Origin of the sequence: Streptomyces sp. NPDC058872, assembly GCF_042743065.1 — a bacterium.
Taxonomy (GTDB): Bacteria; Actinomycetota; Actinomycetes; order Streptomycetales; family Streptomycetaceae; genus Streptomyces.
On the sequence record NZ_JBHYMK010000090.1, the window covers coordinates 1 to 21,888 of the forward strand.

Consider the following 21,888-nt stretch of genomic DNA (forward strand, 5'->3'; position numbering starts at 1 on the left):
AACGAACACATCGTGCTCTCCGACTACCTGCGCGGCATCGACGTCCTCACCACCACCATCACCCAACTCGCACACCTCCCCACCCCCCCCAGACAACAACCCGCCAACCGAGGCACCGCCACACATCAGGAGTCTCAGGTGAAGGCGACTACAGGCCTCCTTTGAAGGTGGCCCTTCGCACAGTTGAAGCAACAGGGACATCATCTACCCCTTTTCTATGAAAACAGGAGGAAGTAGTGGCACTCAGAGGTTCTTTCGACACCCTCACGGAGCTCTTCAAGCAGTCCGTGGAGGCGCACCCGAACCGTCCGGCCGTCAGCGACGACACCCGGACCCTGACCTACGCGCAGCTGGACGAGGAGTCCAACGCCGTCAGCGCACTGCTGCGGGGCCACGGGGTGGCCGCCGAGGACCGCGTCGGGATCTACCTGCGCAGGTCCACCGAGCTTTTCGTGGCCATCCTCGGCATCCTCAAGTCGGGGGCGGCCTACGTCGCCGTGGACAGCCGCTACCCGGACACCCGTCGTGACCTGATGCTGGAGAACAGCGGCGCGAAGGTCGTGCTCACCGAGACGGGTTGGGAGGACCGGCTGACGTCCGTGTCCGCCCGGATCGTCTCCATCGCGGACCGTGCCGACGCCGACACCGCTCCGGTCGAGGGAATCGTGGAGCCGAGCAGTGCCGCCAGTGTGCTGTTCACCTCCGGTTCCTCCGGTGTGCCCAAGGCGATCGTCCTGGAGCACCGCAACATCGTCTCCTTCGCCACGAATCCGAGCCTGCCCCAGCTCACGCCGTCGGACCGGACCGGTCAGATATCCAGCGTCTCCTTCGACGCCTTCCACTTCGAGATGTGGAGCGCCCTCGCGTCGGGTGCGCAGGCGGTCATCCTGCCGCCCGTTCCGGACCTGCTCGCCGCCGACTTCCAGCGGCAGATGAAGCAGTACGGCATCACGGCGATGCTCGTGCCGACGATGGTCATCAACCACGTGGTCCGCGAGGACCGGGACGCCTTCGCCCCGCTGCGCGTGCTCCAGGCCGGCGGCGACGTGCTCCTCCCGGCGGCCTGCCGAGCGCTGCTGGGCGGCCAGTTCAAGGGCGCCCTCTACAACCTCTACGGTCCCGCCGAGATCACCACCGCCTGCACCGCGCACCAGGTGACGATGGGGGACGCGGAGTCCGACGCCATCCCGATCGGCCGTCCCCTGGACGGCGTGTCGGTGCGGATCCTCTCCCCGGAGCTGGAGCCCGTGGCCCCTGGCGAGACCGGCGAGCTGTTCGTCAGCGGCCCCGGCGTGGCCCGCGGCTACCAGGACCGCCCCGACCTGACCGACGAGCGCTTCCTCGTCCTGCCGGGCGAGGCCGGCGACGAGCGCGTGTACCGCACCGGCGACCTGGTGCGGCAGCGCGAGGACGGCGCCCTGATGTTCGTCGGCCGTGCCGACAACCAGGTCAAGATCCGCGGCTACCGGGTCGAGCCGGGTGAGGTCGAGCGGGGTCTGCGTCGCTACCCCGAGGTCCAGGAGGCCGTCGTGCTGCCGGAAGGCGAGGGCAACGACCGTCGCCTGGTGGCGTTCGTGGTGCTCGAGAACGGCCTCGGCGTCAAGGAGCTGCGCGAGCGGGCCGAGCGGGACCTGCCCGACTTCATGGTGCCCAGCCAGTTCATCAAGCAGGACGAGATCCCGGCGACGGCGCACGGCAAGCGCGACCTGGACGCCCTGCGCGAGGTGCTCGCCAAGCACCTGCAGCGCGAGGAGTCGTACACGGAGCCGCAGACCGACACCGAGCGGTTCCTCGCCGGCCTGTGGGAGAGCCTGCTCAGCACCGAACGCGTCGGCAGGGACGAGGACTTCTTCGCCCTGGGCGGCCACTCGCTGCTCGCCTTCCGCACGCACCACCGCATCAACCGCGAGCTCGGCCTCTCCCTCCCCTTCCCGGTGCTGCTCAAGAACACCGTCCTGAAGGACCTCGCAGCGGCCATCGACGCGTCTCGCGAAGGAGCGACGGCATGAGCCAGCAGACCATCACCCGACCGCAGGCGGTCACCGGCATCGACCTCACCGACGTCGACCTGTTCGTGCGCGGCGACCACACGGCCGCCTTCGCGAAGCTCCGTGCCGAGCAGCCCATCTACTGGAACGAAGGGGCCGACGGCAGCCGCTTCTGGGCCCTGACCAGGTACGACGACGTGATGTGGGCCTACCGCAACCACGAGAGCTTCGGCTCCGGGCGCGGGGCCATCGTGGGCGGCTCCTTCCGCAGCGAGGACGACACCTCGGCCGGGCGGATGCTGGTCACCACCGACCTGCCCCGCCACCGCATGCTCAAGCAGGTGATCCACCCGTCGATGTCCCCGGGCGTGGCCAAGCGCGTCGCCGTGCAGGTCGCCGAACTCGTCGCCGGCGCCCTGGAGCGGACTCGTGCGAACGGCGGCTGCGACTTCGCCACCGACATCGCTCCGGAGCTTCCGGCCGGCGCGCTCATGGTGGTCATGGGCATCAGCCACGAGCAGGCACACCACCTGATCGGGCTGACCCGGCGGATGGTCGGCTACCGCGACGAGGTCTTCGTGGACACCGGCGGTGACCAGCGGCTGCGCCTGGCCTGGCTGCAGGCCGAGGTGTTCGAGTTCTTCGCCGACCTCGTCGCCGAACGCCGCCGCAACCCGGGCGACGACCTGATCAGCATCCTCATGCGTGCGGAGATCAACGGTCGCCCGCTGAACGAGGAGGAGATCTTCTACAACTGCATGAACGTCGCCGTCGGTGGCAACGAGACCTCGTCATACACCGCGTGCACCGGTCTGCTCGCCCTGATGGACCACCCCGAGCAGTACGAGCAGCTGCGCGAGTCGCCGGACCTCGTCGGCACCGCCGTCGAGGAGATGCTGCGCTGGAGCTCGACCAACGCCTACGTGCAGCGGGTGGCCAAGCACGACGTGGAACGCGGCGGCGTCCAGATCAAGGCCGGCGAGTCCGTCACCCTGTGGAACTACTCCGCCAACCGCGACGAGGACCACTTCCAGGACCCGCACCTCTTCGACATCACCCGCACCCCCAACCGCCACCTGACCTACGGCTCCGGGCTGCACCGCTGCATCGGCGCCCCCATCGCCCAGGCGGAGCTGTCGCTGCTCTTCGAACAGCTGATGGGGTCCGGTCTGCGGTTCAAGCTCTCCGACGAGGTGCGCCGGCTGCGCTCGAACTTCCTGCTCGGCATCACCCGCCTCCCGGTGGAGGTCGTCTGATGGACGCCCCCTCCGGCGGCAATCCGTACGTGTTCGGCGAGCGCATCGAACGGGTGGTGGCCCACCACGCCCGACTGCGACCGCACGCGGTTGCCGTCCAGCAGGGTGAACGGAAGCTGACTTACGGCGAGTTGACCGAGCGGGCCGAGACGGTCGCGGCCGCGCTGCGCCTGCTCGGCGTCGAGCCCGGCCGGCACGTCGCGGTGCGCGTACCGCGCTCACCGGAACTGGTGACCGCGCTGCTCGGTGTCCTGCGCGCGGGCGCCTCCTACGTGACGGTCGACCCGCTGTGGCCGCAGGCGAGGGTGGACGAGACGCTCCGGGGCACGGACGCGGCGCTGGTCGTCGTCGACGCGCCCGGCGCGGAGACCGTCCCCGGCGGGGCGCAGGTGCGCACCGTCGCCCTCGACTCTCTCCTGGAGCTCGGGCGCACCGCCCCGACGCCCGAGCCGCTGGACGACGGCACCGCGACGGCCAGCGTCTTCTACACCTCCGGCTCCACCGGGAAACCCAAGGGCGTGCTCTCCCCGCACCGGGGAACAATCCGCACCCTGGTCAACTGCCCCACCATCCCCCTCGGGCCGGACTCGGTGTTCCTCCAGGCGGCTCCGCTGCCCTGGGACGGACTCTCGCTCGAACTGTGGGCACCGCTGCTCAACGGCGGCCGCTGCGTCCTGCTGGAGCAGGCGGCCACGGCGCTGGACGCACAGGCGCTGGAAGCGGTCATACGGCAGGGCGTGAACAGCCTCTGGCTCACCAGCTCGCTGTTCAGCGTCCTGTCGGAGGAGCGGATCGAGCTCTTCGGCGCCGTGCGCCTGCTGCTGGTCGGCGGGGAGCGGGTGTCGGTGAGCAACGCCCGCCGCGTGCTGGCCGAGTTCCCCGCTCTGCACATGGTCAACGGGTACGGGCCGGCCGAGAGCACCATCTTCGCCACCACCCACGTGATCCGCCCGGCCGACGTGGCGGAGGACAGCACCGAGATCCCGATCGGGACGCCGGTGCCCCGTACCACGGTGGCCCTGCTCGACACGGACGGGCGGCCGGTCGCGGACGGCGGTCTCGGCGAGATCGCGGTAGCCGGCGACGGGCTGGCCCTCGGCTACGCGGGCAACCCCGAGGAGACCGCCCGCCGGTTCTTCACCGACGGCGGTGTGCGCTTTTACCGCACGGGCGACCTCGCGGTGCGCGACGCCGAGGGGCTGCTGCGCTACCGGGGGAGGGTCGACCACCAGTTCAAGATCCGCGGAGTGCGGATCGAGGCCGGCGAGGTCGAGGCCGTCCTCGAGAACCACCCCGAGGTCACCGCCTGCTGCGTCCTTCCGCTGGAGACGGCGCCCGGGCGGATCCAGCTCGCGGCGGCCTACGCGACCGTCCACCAGCGACCCCTGGACGAAACCGAGTTGACGGCCCACGCGGCGCGCAGCCTGCTCGATGCGATGGTGCCGACGCTGCTGGCGCACACCGTGCAGCTCCCGCTGAACGCCAACGGGAAGGCGGACCGCAAGGCGGCGGAGGCGCTGCTGCGCAGCGGCATCGCGCCCGCCGGCGCGCCTGCGGAGCAGCCCACCCAGGGCAGCCCGGTCCTGGCGGACATCCGTGCGCTGCTGGGCATGGCGCACCTGGCCGAGGACGACGACCTCGTCCTGGCCGGGGCGAACTCGCTCGACGTGATCCGGCTGGCCGCCCGCGTGGGCGCCCGGCTGGACGCCCGCCTCACCGCCTCCGACGTCTACCGGCTGCGTACGCCGCGCGCCATCGCCGCCTACTGCACGCACGCGGCCCCCGGCGAGCAGCTGCCCGCCACCGGCCCCGGGCGCACGCGCCCCGCCCCGCTCTCCCGCGCCCAACAGCGCTTCTGGCTGGCGGAGATGTCGTCCCCGGGTGCCGCGGACAACATGATCGTGCTGGCGTACGCGCTGACCGGGCCGCTCCGGCCCGAGCTGCTGCAGGACGCCCTGAACGACGTCGTCGTGGCCCATCCGGCGCTGCGCACCGTCTACCCGTGGCTCGGCGAGGCCCCCCAGCAGCAGGTGCTCGCGCCCGCGGACGCGATCCCCGTACTGGAACACGTCGCGCCTCCGAGTGCCGGGGGGACGCAGGAGCTGGCCGAAGCGGTGACGGCCGACTGGTGGACGAGGCCGTTCTCGCTGGAGGACGAGGTCCCGCTGAGGGCCCGGCTGTGCCGCCTGGACGAGGAGCGGCACCTGTTCTGCCTCCAGGTGCATCACATCGCCTTCGACGGCTGGTCGGAGTCGGTGCTCATCGACGAGCTGACGCGGGCGTACGGGGCGCGGCTGGAGGGCCGGGAGCACGAGGCGGCTCCGGCGCTGTCGTACGGGGAGTTCAGCACGTGGGAGGCGACCCGCCTCCCGGACTGGGCGGACCGCGACCTGCCGTTCTGGAAGGAGGGGCTGGCAGCGGTCCCGGCACCGTTCCTGCCCGCTCCCGCGGGGGCGGGCGCCGGCCAGGTGGCCCGGTTCGAGCGGGTCCTGAAGGTCGACGCGCAGATCGTGCGGCGGCTTGAGCAGGCCGCGGCCCGCCGCGGCGGCCCCACCCTGGCGGCGTTGCTCGCCGGTGCGACGCGCGCCCTGTCGCGTACCTTCGACGTCCGTGAGCTCGCGGTGGGCTCGGTGACGGCGGGCCGCTTCGACCCGGCTCTGGAGCCGGTCGTCGGCTACTTCGTCAACCCCTTTGCCGTGGTGCTCCCGCACACGCGCGACGACAGCACCGAAGCCCTCCTGGACCAGACGACGGCCCAGGTGGTGACGAACCTCCAGCACGTCCACACCCCGTTCGACGAGCTCGTCCGCGTCTTCTCGCCGCCCAGGGACCGCCACCCCTTCTTCCAGACCTGGGTGGTCCTGCAGGGGCAGCCGCCACACGGCAGCCTCGGCGGTCGCGTGGCGCTCGAGCCGGTGCGGGTGCGCCCGCCCAGCACCGACATCGAGCTGATGCTGGAGGCCATCCCGGCTCCGGACGGCTCCTGGGACCTCGTCGTGCTGTGGCGCGCGGACGGAATGACCGTCGCCCAGGCCGACGAGCTCCTGGCCGAGCTGCACACCGCGCTCGGCGAAACGGCAGATTGTGCCTGAAGGGAAGACACGCATGCAGACACAGACAGCAGCCCCCGCCGCGCCGGAGAACGACTCCGCGCCGCTGCAGAAGGTCCGTACGTACTACGAACTCGTCGACGCCGGTCAGGTGCAGGCCCTGGTGGACCTGTTCGCGGACGACGCCCAGTACCACCGACCCGGTTACGAACCCCTGGTCGGCAAGGAGCAGTTGGAGCACTTCTACCGGGAGCGGCGCATGATCCGCGAGGGCCGCCACACGGTGACCACGACCGTGGAATCCGGTGACTGCGTGGCCGTGCACGGCGAGTTCAACGGCGTGCTGCACGACGACCGGAAGAGCAGTCTGCGCTTCGCGGACTTCTTCCACCTCGACGGGGACGGCAGGTTCAGCAGGCGCGACACGTTCTTCTTCTCCCCCCTGGTCTGAGCCCCCTCGACCGCGGGACCTCCGCAAGCGAAAGGCCCACGGGACCCATGAGTCCGCATACGGCGCAGCCCTGGCTGCGCCGCTTCCATCCCTGCCCCGACGCCCCCGTCCAGCTCGTGTGCCTGCCCCACGCGGGCGGCTCCGCGAGCTTCTACTTCCCGTTCTCACAGGCGCTCTCGGGCAGCGCCGAGGTGCTGGGCGTCCAGTACCCCGGCCGCCAGGAGCGCCACCACGAGGCCGGCATCACCGATCTGCACGCCCTGGCAGACCGGATCACCGAGGCCGTGGCGGAAGGGATGGACGGCCGGCCCCTGGCCCTTTTCGGGCACAGCATGGGCGCCATCCTGGCGTCCGAGGTCGCCGCCCGCCTGGAGGACTCGGGTACCGAGGTGGCGATGCTCTTCACCTCCGGGCGGCGGGCCCCCTCCCGCCAGCGCCCCCCGGAGAACGTGCACGCCTTCACCGACGAGCAGTTGGTGGCCGTGCTCGCGGAACTCGACGGGACCGACACCGAACTGCTCAGCGAGCCCTATGTGCTGAGCATGATCCTTCCGGCGGTCCGCAGCGACTTCGAGGCGGTGGAGACCTACCGCTACCGGCCTCGGCCGCCGCTGCGCTGCCCGGTCGTGGCGCTGGTGGGCGACCGCGACCCCCGTGTCGACCTCGATGAGGCCGGTGCCTGGGCGGACCACACGTCGGGGTCCTTCGACCTCCAGGTGTTCCCCGGCGGCCACTTCTACCTGTCGGCCCAGCAGGCCGCGGTGGTCGACCTGGTGCGCAGGCGCCTGTCCTGAGCGCAAGAGCGCGAAGCCTGGTCCGCCACCCCTGCGGGTGGCGGACCAGGCTTCGTCGCTTCCGGGAGCCGGTTACGGCCTGACGCTGTACTCGAAGGTGTCGAGGACCGTCGCGGCCTGCTTCCGCATCTGCTCCACGGAGTCGGCGGTCATGGTGAGCGAGAGGAAGAAGTTCTCCTTGTTCAGCTGGGTCACCCGGTAGCCGTCGAACAGGCGAACGCTGATGACGCCGGGCAGTGCGAGCAGGTCCTCCTCGGTGGTGACGGCTTCGACCGTGCCGAGCTCCTCGGCCTCCAGCTCCACGTTGCCGAAGATCGGCTGCTCGAGCATCGGTCCCAGGTCCTGCGGCGCGTACTCGCCCAGGGCCATGGAGACGACCGTCGCGATGACGTCGATGCCGTAGAGGTTCTGGATGGACGCGGGAATGCCCGTGTGGAAGCCGCCGGGCCGGGGGTTGATCTCGATGAGCTCGGTCCGACCCTCCTCCGAGCTCCGGCCCTCGAAGTGCAGCCACACCTGGTCGAGGCCCTGGTCGGCGCACAGCGTGTTGATCGACTCGCACAGGGCGCGCACGCCGTCCCGCACGTGGCTCTGCTGGGGCGGGTGGAACGAGAGCCCCGCGTCGTGGTTCTTGGCGTAGTCGTAGTCGGCCTTCTCGACCGCGAGAAGCGGGTGGAAGCGGCCGTTCAGCACGGGACCGTCCACGGAGTACTCCGTGCCGGCCACGAACTCCTCGGCGATCAGCTCCACGTCGCCCGCGCCGGACTCCTCCAGGTCCTTCAGGTACGCCAGCAGCTCCCTCCGGTCGTCCACGCGCTTGACGAGGTACGACGCCGCCGACTCCCGGGTGGGCTTGATGATGGCGGGGAAGAAGTCCACCGACCTGGGGTCGTCGGAGTACTTGAGCTCGGAAAGGCCCAGGGCACGCATGCGCTCCCGGACCAGGGTCTTGCTCGCCAGCACGGCACGGCTGGCACCGCCACCGGGAAGGCCGTAGTGCGTGGTGAGCGCGACGCTCCACTCGACCAGCTTCTCGACCATGCTGACGACGGCGATCGGCTCGATGCCCCGCTCGGCGACCCGGGCGGTGAGGGCCGAAAGTTCCTCGCTGTCCCAGTCGAACACGATGTGGTCGTCGCAGAGGCCGGCGTTGGGGTCGTCCGGCAGGTTGGAGACCAGCACCGGTCGCAGATCGCGGGCCCGGAGCTCCGCGACCGCGGCGGGCACGTTGCCGATGGCTATCCAGGAGAGGACGAGCACGGATTTCATGTCACAGGCCTCCGGAGGCTTCGGAAAAGGGGTTTCTGATGACGCGCGGAAGTCAACTCCGGCAGGCGCGGAGACCGGACCCGGGAAGCGACGCCGATATGTAGTACGCACGGTCCGGCGTGAATTCAAGCGGCGTGGCGCTTGAGCGTGAAGGTGAAGTCGCTGGAGAGCTTTCCGCTCAGCCGGGCGGCCGAGACGAGAGTGCCTTCCATGACCATGCGCTCGACCTCTCCCCGGGAAAGGCCGCAGCCTTCCGCGATGAGTCGCACGGGCCTGACGGGAATCTGTGCCGCGAACCGGACCGAGACGTCCATGACGTCGAGGTCCTTGTCGTCCGACCCGCCGGTGTCGAGCCGCCAGGCGTCGCTCCAGTCGAGCGAGATGTGGTTGCGGCGCCGCACAACGCCGTCCTGGAGCAGCTCGGCCGCCAGGGTGGGGTCGTTCTGGTGCGCCCGCTCCAGCAGCTCGGGGTTCAACGCGCGCACGTTCGCCCGCTCGAAGATGTTGATCTTCGTGGTCGCGCCGCACTTGGTGCAGAGCGCGAGGAGCCAGACATCGAGGAGCTTGTGGTTCGCGTTGACGCGGAACTTGCCGGATGTCCGGAAAGAGTCGGACGCGCATACCTGGCAACGGCGACGTATGAGCGGCAGACGTACCGGCTTAACTACCCAGTCATTGGGCACAGAATTACCCCTGCTTTGGTGTGCATTCGTCATCGAACGGAGCTCGGAGCTCGGCGCATGAGCCCTTGGGCCATCTCACGGGGTGCACAGCATTGCTCCACTGGCATTCGGGCATCTCGATGTCAGGCTCGGCGTATCGGCTGGCGTGGCATCGCCCAGGAGATCGGGACCATCGGCTCTGACCGCCCCGGCGAGTACGACGGACGCTACGGACAGGGCGACGTGCCACACATCCGCGTCGAGTTGAGCCGGCCGTACGCGGTGCGTAGACCCTCCGTGCCGGAACTGCACGCCTCGCTTACGGCCTTCTCCCCAGCAGGGTCCACGATCCGGACCGGGGTCCCTGCCCGCGTGCACACTTGTACGGTCCGCACCGCAACCAACTTCGGCAGGAGCGGAGAAAGCTCGATGTTATGTGTGGCCCACCGGAGTCCGGATCCGGTCACCACGACAAGCGGGGGGAGCGCTCGTACGGCGAGGGGGGAAGAAGAGGGGAGCAGGGCGGGAATGCCGCACGACACAGTGGCACATATGCGCGCTCACTCCCCGAGAAGTCCACGGCCGCGTCTGCTTCTGGTGATGCCGACCCATCAACTCGTGCGCAAAGGTGCCGAGTTGGGGTTCCGCATATGGTCAGTATGGGATCCGAAGCTCCTTGAGGCCGACTTCGCGCCGAGGCTCGAGGAAGTCTCGGAAGAACTGCTGCTCATCGACTTCGCCGACGAAGCGGGATTGCGCGAGACCATCGAACGGACCGCACGGCACCACGGCATCGATGCCGTGCTGCACTGCGGACACGGTGACTCGGTCCTGCCGGTGGTCCAGGAGGCCTGGAAGCTGGGCCTGTCCGCGAACCCCCCGGCGGTGTACGAACGGCTCCAGGTGTGCGAGGCGGACGACTGGGCCCCCGCGGAGGCGCCCAGGGTGAGCGTCGAGACCCTGACCGTGAACGGGATCCACCACATCGTCGGCACAACGGGTCAGCGGAGCACTGGGGCGCCGCATTTCTTCGTGACGGGCTACCTGCATCCGGCACCGTTGACCGACGACGAGCGCACGGCGATCGAGGCGGTGGTCGAGGAGCGGCTGACGGCGGTCGGGTACCGCTCCGGTCCGGCCCACACGCAGGTGGCCCTGCTGCCGTACGGCCCGCGGATCGTGTCGTGCCGAGCGCATCTGGGCGGCGACCGCATCCCCCTGCTTGTCGAGGTGTCACGCGGGTTCGACATGGAGGCGGCGGTCTTCGCGGGCCTCGAAGGCGCCCGCCCGGACGTGCCGAGCCCTTCCCGGTACGCGGAAGTCGGCTTCTTCCTCCTCCCCGAAGGGCGGCTGGAGACCTACACCGGCACGGAGGACATCGCCGTGACCCCGTGGGTTCACGGCGCCCGCTTCCCGTACGACGTCGGCGCCCGCATCGCACCCGTCGGCGACCCCCGCTCCCGGCGCGCCTACGTGGCCGTCGACGGCGAGACGCCGGAACTCACCCGCGAGCGGATCGCCAGGGCTCGAAAGGATCTTGTTGTCGTCATTCGACACACCGCTTGATGACCCCGCTGGCCAGCACGTTAAGGGCTGTACGCGACCCCTGTGACAGATGCAATATGTGTCTGCCAGACCGGGACCGGAATCATCTAGTGTCGGGGTGAGCTTTGGCCAATGTACGGGGGGGGCAGGAATGGCGACAGGGGGGCTTATGGAAGGCGATACGAACCTTCGCCCGGAATTCGCCGTCCTGGGCTCGCTGGAGGTACGCAGCGGCAGCACCCTGATACCGGTCAACGGGGCTCTGCAGCGTCGTGTCCTCGTCACCCTGCTCCTCGACGCCGGGCGCGTGGTTCCCGTCTCCCGACTGGTGACGGCCGGCTGGGACGAGCAGCCCCCGAACAGCGCCGAGCACCAGGTACGCAAGACCGTGGCCAAGCTGCGCAGCCGCATCCCCCACGGCCCCGAAACCATCGTCACGGACGGGCCCGGATATCGCGCGGTGGTCGAGACCGGGCAGCTTGATCTCCTCCTCCACCAGCAGCTGATCCGGCAGGCCAGGGAATCGCTGGACGCGGGGCAGGCGGAGCGGGCCGCCGCCCAGCTGCGCGAGGCGCTGGCGCTGTGGCGCGGGCCGGTGCTGGCCGGTTCCGGAGGCCAGACGATCGACGCGGCCTCGACCGCCTTGGAGGAGCAGCGGCTCAGCGCCGCCGAACAGCTCTACGACCTGCGCATCGGCGCGGGCGAGGCGGCCGAGATCACGGGTGAGCTACGGGGCCTCGTGGACGAGCACCCCCTGCGGGAGACGCTGCGCAGTCGGCTGATGCTCGCCCTCTACCACTCCGGGCAGCAGGCCGCGGCGCTGGACGAGTTCACCCGCGTGCGCGATCATCTCGCGGACGAGCTGGGCATCGACCCCAGCGCGCAGCTGACCGGCCTGCACGAGCGCATGTTGGGCCAGGACCCTTCGCTCGTCCTCTCGGAGCGCTCCGCGTCGCGTGCCGCGGCCCCGGTGGCCGAGGCCCCCCACACGCTGCCGTTCGACGTGCCCGACTTCTCCGGCCGCCGCTCGGAACTGGAGCGGGTCTGCGACGTGGCGCGCCGCGCCCCGACGGGGACCCCGACGGTCATCGCGCTCGACGGCATGGGCGGCAGCGGCAAGACGGCGCTCGCCGTGCGCGCCGCCCACCAGCTGGCCGAGCAGTATCCGGACGGCAGCCTCTTCATCGACCTGCACGGCTTCACCCCCGGACAGGCGCCGCTCAGCGCGTTCCACGCGCAGGGTGACCTGCTCGCCGCCGCCAGCATCCCGAGCGACGAGGTGCCCACGGTCTCGGCGGGGCGCGCCGCGCGCTGGCAGTCGTACATGCACGGCCGTCGCATGGTGCTGATCCTGGACAACGCCGCCTCCTCCGAGCAGGTGCGCGCGCTGATCCCCGCCTCCTCCGACAGCTTGGTCCTCATCACCAGCCGCCCGAGGCTGACCGGACTTGACGGAGTCGAGTGGCTCTCCCTGGGTGCTCTTCCCGAAGGTGACGGCGACCAGCTCCTGCGCGCCACCCTCGGTGCCGAGCGCGTCGAGCGGGAACCGGAGGCCGCCGGTGAACTGGTGCGGCTGTGCGGAGGGCTCCCGCTGGCGGTCCGGATCGCCTCCGCCCGTCTGGCGAACCGTCCCCACTGGACCGTGCAGCGACTCGTCGATCGACTGCGGGACCACAACCGGCGTCTGGACGAGCTGACGAGCGAGGGCCGGGGGGTCGCCGGCGCGCTGCTGCTGTCGTACCAGTCCATGCCGCGCGACCAGCAGTCCGCCTTCCGGCTCCTGGGCCATCACCCGGGACGCTATCTCGACCCCCGGGAAGCCGCCGCCCTCCTCGACACGGACGTCCTGACGGCCGAGGACCTGTTGGAAGAGCTGGTCGACGCACGTCTGCTGGAAGCCAGGGAACCGGGCGTGTACGCCCTGCACGACCTCGTGCGCAGCTTCGTGCAACGCGTCGCGCAGGGATCGCGGGAGCCGGGGGACGAGCCGGCGATGCGCCGCCTCCTGGACCACTACCTGGGCATGGCGCGGCACGCGTGCGACGTGGTGTTCCCCGGGCGGCGGCCCATCGAGGACGACGTGGAACACCGGACGGACGGCGAGTTCGACCACAAGGAGAAGGCACTCCAGTGGCTCGACCACCACCACGGCAGCCTTCTGGCGGCGGTGGACGCCGCGCACGACGGGGGACTTCTGTGGCACGCCGCGCGGCTGCCGCGTGAGCTGGGCTTCCACTCCAGCATCCGCGGCTACGACCCCCGCGCCAACGTGGCGCTGGAGAAGGGCGTCAGCGCGTCACGGCTGCTCGGGGACCGCTCGCTGACCCGGCTGAACCTGATGAACCTGGCCATGGGCAAGTGGCGCCTCGGGCAGCTGCGCGACTCGGTCGGTCTGCTGGAGGAAGCCGTGGGGCTGTCCCGGCAGATGGCGGACGAGTACAGCGAGGCGGAGTGCCAGGCGCGGCTCGGGCAGGCGTACAGCAGCATGGGCGAGCTCGAGCGGGCGCTGCAGCTGAGCCTGCAGGTCAGCAGGCGCGCCCGGGAGCTGGGGTTCACTCGCCTCGACGGCTCGTCGCTCAGCATGCTGGGCCTGATCCTGGTGCGGCTCGGACGGTTCGAGGAGGCGATGGAGTCCGCGGAACGAGCGGTGGCCATCTTCGACTCCATCGAGGAGATCCAGCTCTCCGTGACCGCCCTGAGCTACCTCTCCCAGGCCAGCGAGGGCCTGGGCCGCTTCGAGGAGGCGCTCGCCCGGGCCGACGCGGCGCTGGAGCGGTGCCAGCAGATCGGCATGCCCGCCGTGCTGCCGCTCGTCCTCGCCCGCAGGGCCGACGTGCTGGTGCGCATGGGAGAGCTGGACGAAGCGGCGGACTGCGCCGACCACGCACTGTCCAGAGCCGCGAGCAGCACGAACGACATCAACCGCGCCACGGTGCACCTGTCGGCAGGGCGCGTGCGGTACGCGCAGGGGGATCTGGACACGGCGCTGGCCCAGCAGCGGCTGGCCCACGAGATCGCCTGCCGGATGGAGCTGCGCTACGACGAGGCGTGCGCGCTCTGGCACCTCGCCCGTACCGCCGACGCCCAGGGGCACGTGCAGATGGCTCGGCAGCACCGTTCGGCGGCGGACAACCTCTTCTCGCTCATGAAGGTGCCGGAGACCGCACGGTGACCCCCTCGTGTCGGGCACTCCGCGGCGGAGGGATCAGGCGGGTGCCCAGAGGGGAACCGGCAGGGAAGAGCGGCTGCGAGGATGGGCGAAGCCGAAACGGCGTGTCACTTCGAAGGAGTTACCCCATGCGTTTCACCACTGCTTTCGCCGCCTCCCTCATCGCCCTCGGTGCCCTTCTGGGCGGCCTCGCGGCCGCCGGTGACACTGACGCGCCGCAGGTCCGGCACGGCGCCGTCGCCTCCGACCTCGCGACGGGCGAGGTCCTGGTCCAGCTGATGAGCGACCACGGCAACGGCTGATCAGACAGGCCGTAGCGGCATTGCGGCCCCCATCCCCCACCCGCGCCCGACGCCCCCTCGCCCCCCACACGCAGAAGCTCATCCCGCCCACGAGGCCGAGCGAGTACTGGCGAGGCGAGGCTCACGATCGCCGCGCGGCAACCCATTGATGACAGCGGGGCTCCTGTCCCACTCATTGTCGAGGGGCAACACAATGACCATTCGGGTACTCGTCTGTGACCAGCTACCCGTGATCGCGGACGGTCTCAAGACCCTTCTCGATGCGGTGCCGGACATCGATGTGATCGGCACGACCCACAATGGTATGGAAGCCATCGTCCTGGTGCGCACGATGCGTCCCGATGTCGTGGTGACGGATCTGGACCTCCAGACCATTTCGGGTCTGGAGATGATCCGCAGACTCGGCCAGGAGGACGAGTCGCCCAACATCGTCGTGTTCACCGCGGCTGACTCCGACGAGACGGTGAGCGACGTGCTGCACGCCGGCGCGAGCTGCCTGCTCGGCAAGGACGTGAGTCCTCAGGAACTGATCACCGCCATCCAGGGGGCGGCCGCCGGCCAGACCGTGCTCGCGCCGAGCATCGCGCAGCGCCTGGTCACCTGGTTCCGTGCGCAGCCGGAGCCCCAGAAGGTCGAGACGTGCCCGGAGGTGACCGAACTGACCCCCCGGGAACGGGAAGTGACGCGGATGGTCGCGCAGGGCATGTCCACCGAGGACGTGGCCCGCGAACTGATCATCGGCGAGGCCACCGTCAGAACCCATCTCTACCGCGTACGCACCAAACTCGGCGTCCGCGACCGTGCCGAGCTCGTGTCACTGGCGTACCGGACCGGACTCATCCACTCGGCCCCCCAACAGCGCTCCCCCCAGCGCGAGTTGTCGCTGGACGGCCTCCGCGCCAGCTGATCCGCGGCAGGGCTGACGACCGCGGCCCGGGAATCCCCTCAGGTCGTGGCGCGCCGGGCCGCCCGGACGCGGTCGGCGCCGACCGTCCGCCAGAGCGCGGAGGGATCCCCGTACCGGGTGGACTCCGCCCCGGCCAGCCGGAAGTACCGGTGCAAGCCCAGTTCCGACGTCATCGCGCGCACGCCGCAGCTCTGCATGCTCAGGCGTACGACATCACGCGCGGTCTCGGACGCCATGGCCAGGGCGACGAGTGGCGCGGTGCCGACGGCGTCCGGCTCGGAGTCGACCAGCCAGGCCCCCCGGTGGACCGCGGCCCTCGTCGCACGCACCGCCACCATCGCGCGTGCCAAGGGGAACGACACCGCCGGCAGCTCGCGCAGCCGCGTGCCGAACTGCCGGCGGAAGCCGACGTACTCCACGGCCATGCGGTGCGCGCCGTCGGCGATGCCCAGGAGGTACGCGGCCTGCCGCAGCCGTGCGCGCGCGAGCGGACCGGTCGGCGCGTCGTCCAGGGCGCCGGCGACGTCCGCCGCGACGATCGGCGTGGCCTCAAACCGGACGGCCGGCGGCCAGCTCGTGTCCTGCGTGGAGACGCCGTCCGCACCGCGCTCCACCGCGACGAGCACCGGATCGCCGTCGACCCTGGTGGCCACCAGGAACAGGCCGGCGCTCGGGTCGTCGACGGTGACCGTGCCGGTCAGCTCCCAGCCGCCGGCACGCGGCGTCGCGGTGACCCCGCTGCCGACGGGCAGGGCTTCGAGGCCCGCGAGGGCCGCACCCGGCGCGCTGACGCCCAGGTCGGCGGCGAACGCGTCGGCCCGGTAGGAGTTGCCGCGCGCCGCGCGGCCGAGCTCCTCGCTGACCAGGACGCCGGCGCTCAGCCCCAGGCCGAGCCCGCCGGTGCCGGCCGGACGCTCGAATTCGGCCGCCCCCAGCGCGTCGAGCACCGCACGGGTCGGGCCGCAGGCGCCGTCGGTCACCGGAGCGCCGTGCGGCGCGATCCGGGCGGGGATGCCGGCGAGTCCCGCACGCAGGGCCTTGCGCAGCTGAAGGGCGAGCGGGTCGGGAGCAAGGTCCATGTCAGTCTTCCTGTCCGATGGAGTCGAACGAGGCGGCCATGATCTGGAGCATCACCTCGGAGGTACCCGCCGAGAGCGTGAGCCCGGGAGCCTCCCGGTAGGCGGATTCCAGGGTCACGGTCGCTCTGGTGCGGTCTGCCCGCTGCTCGGGGCTGGGGATGTCGGTGGCCCAGGCCGCGATGGACTGGGCGAGTTCGCTGCTGTGGTACTTGGCGACGGCCGTCGAGACCTGGTCGACCCGGTCCGCCGCGATCCCGGTGAGGACCTCCCAGGCGAGGACGTGGTCGGCCTCAAGCGCGCCGTGCCAGCGGCCGATCTGCTCCAGGCGGTCGCCGGACACGGCCTCCGGGTCACCCTCGACCAGCGCTTCGAGGGCGGCGTCGAGCCAGTGCTCCGCCTTCAAGTAGTAGTCCAGACCGGTGCGTTCGATGGCCAGGGCCTCGTTGAGCAGCGGCCAGCCCTCGTCGCGCGTGCCGAGGAGGTTCGCGCCCGGCACCGCGACCGCGTCGAGGTCCACACGATGGAAGTGCTCGTCGCCGATGCTGGGGATCATCGACACCGCCACCCCAGGGGCCCGCATGTCGACCAGGAACAGGCTGATGCCCTGGTACTTGCCCGTGCCCTGGGTCGTACGGGCGGCGCACAGGCCGAGGTCGACGAAACGGGTCTTGAGGCTGAACACCTTGGTGCCGGTGATCCGGTAGCCGTCGCCGTCCGGCTCGGCCACCGCCCGCAGCCCGCCCAGGTCGGAGCCCGCGTCCGGTTCCGTGTAGAGCACCGACGCGAAGCTCTCGCCGCGGGCGATGGCGGGCAGGTACCGCCGCTTCTGCTCGTCGCTGCCCGCCATCAGCAGGAACTGGCCCACGATCTGAACGGTGTTGACGTGGAACGTGTCCGGTACGCCCGCGCGCACCAGCTCCTCGGCGACGATCGCGGCGTCGGTCAGCGAGCGGCCCTGGCCGCCGTACTCGACGGGCCAGTGCACGGCGAGCAGACCCAGCTCGCCGAGCAGTCGGTAGAGCGGGCGCGCGTCCGGCTCGACGCCGAACGCGCCGGTGGCCGCGGCCGCCTCGGCCTGGACCGCGGCGGAGCGCAGGGTCTTCCGCACGTCCGCCCGGAACCGTTCTTGATCCTCTGTGAAGCCGAACCGCATGTGTGTCTCCTCAAGAGGCGAGCGTCTCTTCGATCGCCGAGACGACCCGACCGATCGCCGACTGGGTGAACAGGGTGTAGTGGTCACCGGGCACGCGCTCGGTCCGGAACGGCCCCGTGCACACCGCCCGCCACTGCTCTTCCATGGGGATGTGCGGGGAGGCGACGAGCACGGTGACGGGTCCGCCGTATGGGGCCGGCGGGCGGTAGGCCTCCATGGACAGGGCGGAGGCCCGGAACGTCGCGAAGCGGGCCGCCAACTCCTCTGCGGTGAGTTCCAGTTCGATGCCCAGGGCGGTGAGGGTCTCCCGTACGTCGGCCACTCCCGCGGCCGGGTCGTCGAGCACCGCGGCCACCTCGGGGCCCTCGCGTCCGGTCAGCCGCGCGACGTCGTGCACGAACCGCTGCCGCACCGTCGCCTCGTCCAGGAGCTCGGAGTCCTCGTCGTAGGCGGCATCCAGCAGGACCACCGGCGGCTTCTCGCCGGTCTTCTCCTCGATCTGCCGGGCGACCTCGAAGGCGAGCACGCCTCCGTACGACCAGCCGGCCAAGCAGCATGACGCCGGCAGCCCGGTCTCGATCAAGGAGTGCGCGATCCGTGCGGCGGTCGCCGCCATCGCCTCCTGCGGGGGCACCTCGGTGTCCCGCGGGTCGGCGGCGAAACCGGTCACGCCGATGTCGCCGCGCAGCGCCCTGGACAGAGGGACGTAGCAGAACAGCTCGCCGCCGGACGGGTGGATCAGGATCACCTGGGCCGGGCCCGCCTCGCGCATCACCACCGGTGCCCTGTCGGTTTCCCGCCAGGACGGGCTGGTCAGCGCGTCGAACGGATCGCCGCCGGCGCCGGCGCTGGTGCCGTTGCCGTTGCCGTTGCCGTTGCCGTTGCCGTTGCCACCGTCGTCATCGCGGTGCGCGGCGCGGACGGCGTCGATGGTGGCGGCCAGGTGCGCGACCGTGGGAGAGGCGAAGAAGTCGCCGAGCGTGATCTCCACACCGAACCTGCGGTTGATCGCCGACATCAGCTGGACGGCCTGCAGGCTGTTGCCCCCCGCCAGGAAGAAGTCGTCGCGCACGCCGATCCGCTCGTCGTGCAGCAGGGGGGTGACCACGTCACGCAGCAGCCTGCGCTCGGTCTCGGTCAGCGACTCGTCGCTGCCCCCCTTCCCCGCCCGGCTCAGGTCCGGGGCGGGCAGCCTGCGCCAGTCGACCTTGCCGCTGCTCGTCAGCGGCAGCTCGCCGAGGATCACGAAGAACGACGGGATCATGTACGGAGGAAGGAGCTCGCGCAGGTGCTCGCGCACCGCGGGCACCTCCTGCTCGGGGACTCCGGTCAGATAGCCGACCAGGTGCTTGTCCCCGTTGTCGTCGCTCCACGCCTGGACGCTGACCGGACCGATCCCCTCGAAGCCGGTCAGCGCCGACTCCACCTCACCCAGTTCGATCCGCAGGCCGCGGATCTTGACCTGCTGGTCGATGCGGCCGAGGAAGACGAGGCGTCCGTCGGGCAGCCGCTTCACCAGGTCGCCCGTCCGGTAGAGACGGCCACCGGGTGCGGTGCCGAACGGGTCGGAGATGAACTTCTCGGCGGTCAGCTCGTCGCGGTTGAGGTAACCGCGTGCCAATCCTGTCCCGCCGATGACCAGTTCACCCGGTACGCCGACGGGGACCTGGCGCAGCTCGGGGTCGAGGACGTGCGCCACGTGGTTGACCATGGGCAGGCCGATCGGCGGGGACGCGCCCCAGACGCCGCCGCACTCCTCGACGATCATCGTCACCGTGCACTCGGTCGGCCCGTAGCCGTTGAACAGGCGGCGTCCCGGGTTCCAACGGTTCACCAACTCGCTGCCGAACGCCTCACCGCCGACGAACGCGATGCGCAGGTCGGTGAAGTTCTCCGGTGTCAGCAGCGGCATCACGGTCGGGGGCAGGTCGATGACGGTAATGCGCGCCTGCTCCATCAGCGCCTGGAGTCGTTCGATCGACAGTCGTTCCTCGTCGGTTGCGAGGCACAGGCAGGCCCCCGTCAGCAGTGCCGAGAAGGTCTCGAAGACGGAGACGTCGAAGGTCGACGAGGCGAAGCCGAGCACCCGGTCGGCCGGCGTCAGCTCGAACAACTCCCGTGTGGAATCGATAAAGTTGACGACGCCGCGGTGCTCAAGGAGTACACCCTTGGGCTTGCCGGTGCTGCCGGAGGTGTAGATGACGTACGCGATGTCGCCCGGCCCCGCCGAGAGCGGCGGGTTGCCGTCCGGAAGCGCCGCCAGTGCCTCGCGGACCTCGTCCAGCATGACGACGGGCGTGGCGACCTCGCTCACGGCCTTGCCGGCCTCGGCGTGTGCGAGCACCACCCGCAGCTCGGCGTCGGCGGCGATCTCGGCGACGCGTCCGGCGGGATGCCCCGGGTCGAGCGGCACGTAGGCCGCGCCGGCCTTGAGCACCGCGAGGATCGAGGTCGGCAGGTCCAGGTTCCTGCGCAGGCACAGGCCGACCCGCGCGCCCGGCTCCACACCGTGCTCGCGCAGCAGGGCGGCGAGCCGGTTCGCCCGGGCGTTGAGCTCGGCATAGCTGGTCTCGACACCGGAGACGAGGACGGCCACGCCGTCCGGGATCTCCGCCGCGCGCGCCTCGAACTCGGCGACCACGGTGGACTCGCGGACGGGCCGCACCGGGGCCTTGGCGATCTCGGCGAGGAACGCCTGGTCCGCGGGGCTCAGCATCTCGGCCGCGGACAGCGAGGCCTCCGGGGCCGCGGTCAGGGTGTGCAACAGCCGGTCGTAGTGCCGGGAGAACCGGGCGATGCTCTCGGCGTCGAACAGGTCGGTGTTGAACTCGACGGTGAGGACGGCGTCGACCCCCGGCTCCGTCTGCCGGATCAGGCTCCAGCTCATGTCGAAGCACGAAGTGTGGGTGGGGCAGTCCTCGTCCGAGGTGTCGAGACCGCGCAGGGGGGCAGTGGTGGCTGCGGAGTCCGCGTCGGCCACGCCGAACAGGATCTGGAAGACGGGCGAGCGCGACGGGTCGACGACCGGGTCCACCGCTTCGACCAGCTTGTCGAAGGGCAGGCCCGCGTGCTCGTCGGCCTCCGCCGACGCGCGCGCGATCCGCTGGACCAGGTCACGGAAGGTCGGATCGCCGGAGAGGTCCGCGCGCAGCACCCGCAGATCGGCGAAGCGCCCGACCATCGAGGACACGGTGTCGTGGTCGCGGTTCTCGTACGGCGAGCCGATCACGAGGTCGTCGAGGCCCGTGTACCGGTGCAGCAGTGCGCAGAACGCGGCGACGAGGACGTCGTACGGGTTCGCGTCCGTCTCCCGGGCCAGCTCGTCGGCCCGCCGCAGGGCCTCGTGCCCGATGAGGAAGCGGGCGCGGTCGCCCGCGAAGGTGCGGGTCTCGCCGCGCGGCCGGTCGGTCGGGAACTCCAGGACCTCGGCGCCCGCCAGCCTGCCGTGCCAGTACGCGCCGATCCTGTCCCGTTCGGCGCTGTCGAGCCGGCCGTGCTGCCACCGGGCGTAGTCCGGGAACTGCACCGGCAGCTCGGGCAGATCCGGCGTGCCGCCTTCGCTCAACGCAGAGTAGAACGCCGCGAGTTCGCGCTTCAGCACGTCGCGCGAGCGGTCGTCGCAGACGATGGCGGGCAGGTCGAACAGGAACAGGTGGTCGTCCGGCTCGACCCTGATCAGTGCCGCGCGCCACATCGGCGTACGGCCCAGGTCGAACGGTTCCGCGGTCAGCCGCTCGGCGAGGGCGCGCGCGGAGGCGATGTCCGCCGCGTCGGTCAGTGGCAGGTCGACCGGAACCTCGGTGGCGACGACCTGCATCGGGCCGCCTTCGCGCTCCACGACCGTGGTCCGCAGGACCTCGTGCCGGGCCACGAGCGAGGCCAGCGCCTCGCGCAGCGCGTCCACGTCGAGACCGCCCCGAAGACGCAGGCACAGGGGGGTGCCGGGGATCGGGTGGTCGAAGAAGCGCAGGGTCCGCTGTGCGTGCGCGAGCGGCGTCGGGCCTGTATCGCCGCGCGATGTCGGACCGCGCTCTGCCACAGCCCGCGTGTACGTCCTCAGCCGTGTGAGGAACTCCGTGCGGCGCTGCGCGGGAAGCGCGGCGAGCCGCTGGGTCATGTCGGTCACCTGAGACTCCTGATGTGTGGCGGTGCCTCGGTTGGCGGGTTGTTGTCTGGGTGGGTGGGGAGGTGTGCGAGTTGGGTGATGGTGGTGGTGAGGACGTCGATGCCGCGCAGGTAGTCGGAGAGCACGATGTGTTCGTC

At 70.8% G+C, this 21,888-nt stretch carries 14 protein-coding genes; 9 read left to right on the forward strand and 5 right to left on the reverse strand.

Annotated features, from left to right (window positions below; translation table 11 throughout):
- The first annotated feature begins 236 nt into the window (after positions 1–236).
- Genes ACFW22_RS33630 through ACFW22_RS33650 form a run of 5 tightly spaced genes read left to right on the forward strand, consistent with a single transcriptional unit; the run spans position 237 to position 7,539 of the window.
- A complete protein-coding gene (locus ACFW22_RS33630) occupies positions 237–2,009 on the forward strand; it encodes a non-ribosomal peptide synthetase (RefSeq protein ID WP_386412084.1) in 1,773 nt (590 codons plus the stop codon).
- A complete protein-coding gene (locus tag ACFW22_RS33635) occupies positions 2,006–3,244 on the forward strand; it encodes a cytochrome P450 (protein ID WP_386412086.1) in 1,239 nt (412 codons plus the stop codon). Before ACFW22_RS33630 ends, ACFW22_RS33635 begins: the two co-directional genes overlap by 4 nt.
- The gene (locus ACFW22_RS33640) at positions 3,244–6,336 is read left to right on the forward strand and encodes an amino acid adenylation domain-containing protein (RefSeq protein ID WP_386412088.1); all 3,093 of its coding nucleotides are present in this window, start codon (positions 3,244–3,246) and stop codon (positions 6,334–6,336) included. Before ACFW22_RS33635 ends, ACFW22_RS33640 begins: the two co-directional genes overlap by 1 nt.
- A gap of 13 nt (positions 6,337–6,349) precedes the next feature.
- The gene (locus ACFW22_RS33645) at positions 6,350–6,745 is read left to right on the forward strand and encodes a nuclear transport factor 2 family protein (RefSeq protein ID WP_386412090.1); all 396 of its coding nucleotides are present in this window, start codon (positions 6,350–6,352) and stop codon (positions 6,743–6,745) included.
- Positions 6,746–6,792: 47 nt separating this feature from the next.
- A complete protein-coding gene (locus ACFW22_RS33650) occupies positions 6,793–7,539 on the forward strand; it encodes a thioesterase II family protein (RefSeq protein ID WP_386412092.1) in 747 nt (248 codons plus the stop codon).
- 72 nt (positions 7,540–7,611) lie between these two features.
- Here the strand turns inward: ACFW22_RS33650 and ACFW22_RS33655 are convergent, their stop codons facing one another.
- Together ACFW22_RS33655 and ACFW22_RS33660 are read right to left on the reverse strand one after the other, a co-directional pair.
- A complete protein-coding gene (locus ACFW22_RS33655) occupies positions 7,612–8,808 on the reverse strand; it encodes an acetyl-CoA carboxylase biotin carboxylase subunit family protein (protein ID WP_386412094.1) in 1,197 nt (398 codons plus the stop codon).
- Positions 8,809–8,933: 125 nt separating this feature from the next.
- Positions 8,934–9,491 (reverse strand): DUF1062 domain-containing protein, encoded by a 558-nt coding sequence (locus tag ACFW22_RS33660; RefSeq protein ID WP_386412096.1) that lies wholly within the window; start codon positions 9,489–9,491, stop codon positions 8,934–8,936.
- 615 nt (positions 9,492–10,106) lie between these two features.
- Between ACFW22_RS33660 and ACFW22_RS33665 the strand changes: the two genes are divergently transcribed.
- The 4 genes from ACFW22_RS33665 to ACFW22_RS33680 all read left to right on the forward strand — a co-directional run bounded on the left by ACFW22_RS33665 (position 10,107) and on the right by ACFW22_RS33680 (position 15,393).
- The gene (locus ACFW22_RS33665) at positions 10,107–11,036 is read left to right on the forward strand and encodes a phosphoribosylglycinamide synthetase (RefSeq protein WP_386412098.1); all 930 of its coding nucleotides are present in this window, start codon (positions 10,107–10,109) and stop codon (positions 11,034–11,036) included.
- 148 nt (positions 11,037–11,184) lie between these two features.
- Positions 11,185–14,187, forward strand: coding sequence for a BTAD domain-containing putative transcriptional regulator (locus tag ACFW22_RS33670; RefSeq protein ID WP_386412100.1), 3,003 nt, complete (start codon positions 11,185–11,187; stop codon positions 14,185–14,187).
- A gap of 125 nt (positions 14,188–14,312) precedes the next feature.
- Entirely contained in the window at positions 14,313–14,486 is a 174-nt protein-coding gene (locus ACFW22_RS33675; RefSeq protein WP_386412102.1) for a hypothetical protein, read from the forward strand.
- 193 nt (positions 14,487–14,679) lie between these two features.
- Positions 14,680–15,393, forward strand: a complete 714-nt coding sequence (locus ACFW22_RS33680; RefSeq protein WP_386412104.1) for a response regulator — start codon at positions 14,680–14,682, stop codon at positions 15,391–15,393.
- Positions 15,394–15,431: 38 nt separating this feature from the next.
- Here the strand turns inward: ACFW22_RS33680 and ACFW22_RS33685 are convergent, their stop codons facing one another.
- The 3 genes from ACFW22_RS33685 to ACFW22_RS33695 are packed head-to-tail and all read right to left on the reverse strand — an operon-like array spanning position 15,432 to position 21,742.
- Positions 15,432–16,472, reverse strand: coding sequence for an acyl-CoA dehydrogenase family protein (locus tag ACFW22_RS33685; protein WP_386412106.1), 1,041 nt, complete (start codon positions 16,470–16,472; stop codon positions 15,432–15,434).
- 1 nt (position 16,473) lies between these two features.
- Positions 16,474–17,625 (reverse strand): acyl-CoA dehydrogenase family protein, encoded by a 1,152-nt coding sequence (locus tag ACFW22_RS33690; RefSeq protein WP_386412108.1) that lies wholly within the window; start codon positions 17,623–17,625, stop codon positions 16,474–16,476.
- A gap of 10 nt (positions 17,626–17,635) precedes the next feature.
- Complete coding sequence (locus ACFW22_RS33695) at positions 17,636–21,742, reverse strand: amino acid adenylation domain-containing protein (protein WP_386412110.1); 4,107 nt, start codon at positions 21,740–21,742, stop codon at positions 17,636–17,638.
- Positions 21,743–21,888 lie beyond the last annotated feature (146 nt).

Coding starts and splice junctions, on each gene's coding strand:
- ACFW22_RS33635 (WP_386412086.1), top strand. CDS start 2,006: ATGAGCCAGCAGACCATCACCCGACCGCAGGCGGTCACCGGCATCGAC.
- ACFW22_RS33640 (WP_386412088.1), top strand. CDS start 3,244: ATGGACGCCCCCTCCGGCGGCAATCCGTACGTGTTCGGCGAGCGCATC.
- ACFW22_RS33645 (WP_386412090.1), top strand. CDS start 6,350: ATGCAGACACAGACAGCAGCCCCCGCCGCGCCGGAGAACGACTCCGCG.
- ACFW22_RS33650 (WP_386412092.1), top strand. CDS start 6,793: ATGAGTCCGCATACGGCGCAGCCCTGGCTGCGCCGCTTCCATCCCTGC.
- ACFW22_RS33655 (WP_386412094.1), bottom strand. CDS start 8,808: ATGAAATCCGTGCTCGTCCTCTCCTGGATAGCCATCGGCAACGTGCCC.
- ACFW22_RS33670 (WP_386412100.1), top strand. CDS start 11,185: ATGGAAGGCGATACGAACCTTCGCCCGGAATTCGCCGTCCTGGGCTCG.
- ACFW22_RS33675 (WP_386412102.1), top strand. CDS start 14,313: ATGCGTTTCACCACTGCTTTCGCCGCCTCCCTCATCGCCCTCGGTGCC.
- ACFW22_RS33680 (WP_386412104.1), top strand. CDS start 14,680: ATGACCATTCGGGTACTCGTCTGTGACCAGCTACCCGTGATCGCGGAC.
- ACFW22_RS33685 (WP_386412106.1), bottom strand. CDS start 16,472: ATGGACCTTGCTCCCGACCCGCTCGCCCTTCAGCTGCGCAAGGCCCTG.
- ACFW22_RS33690 (WP_386412108.1), bottom strand. CDS start 17,625: ATGCGGTTCGGCTTCACAGAGGATCAAGAACGGTTCCGGGCGGACGTG.
- ACFW22_RS33695 (WP_386412110.1), bottom strand. CDS start 21,742: ATGACCCAGCGGCTCGCCGCGCTTCCCGCGCAGCGCCGCACGGAGTTC.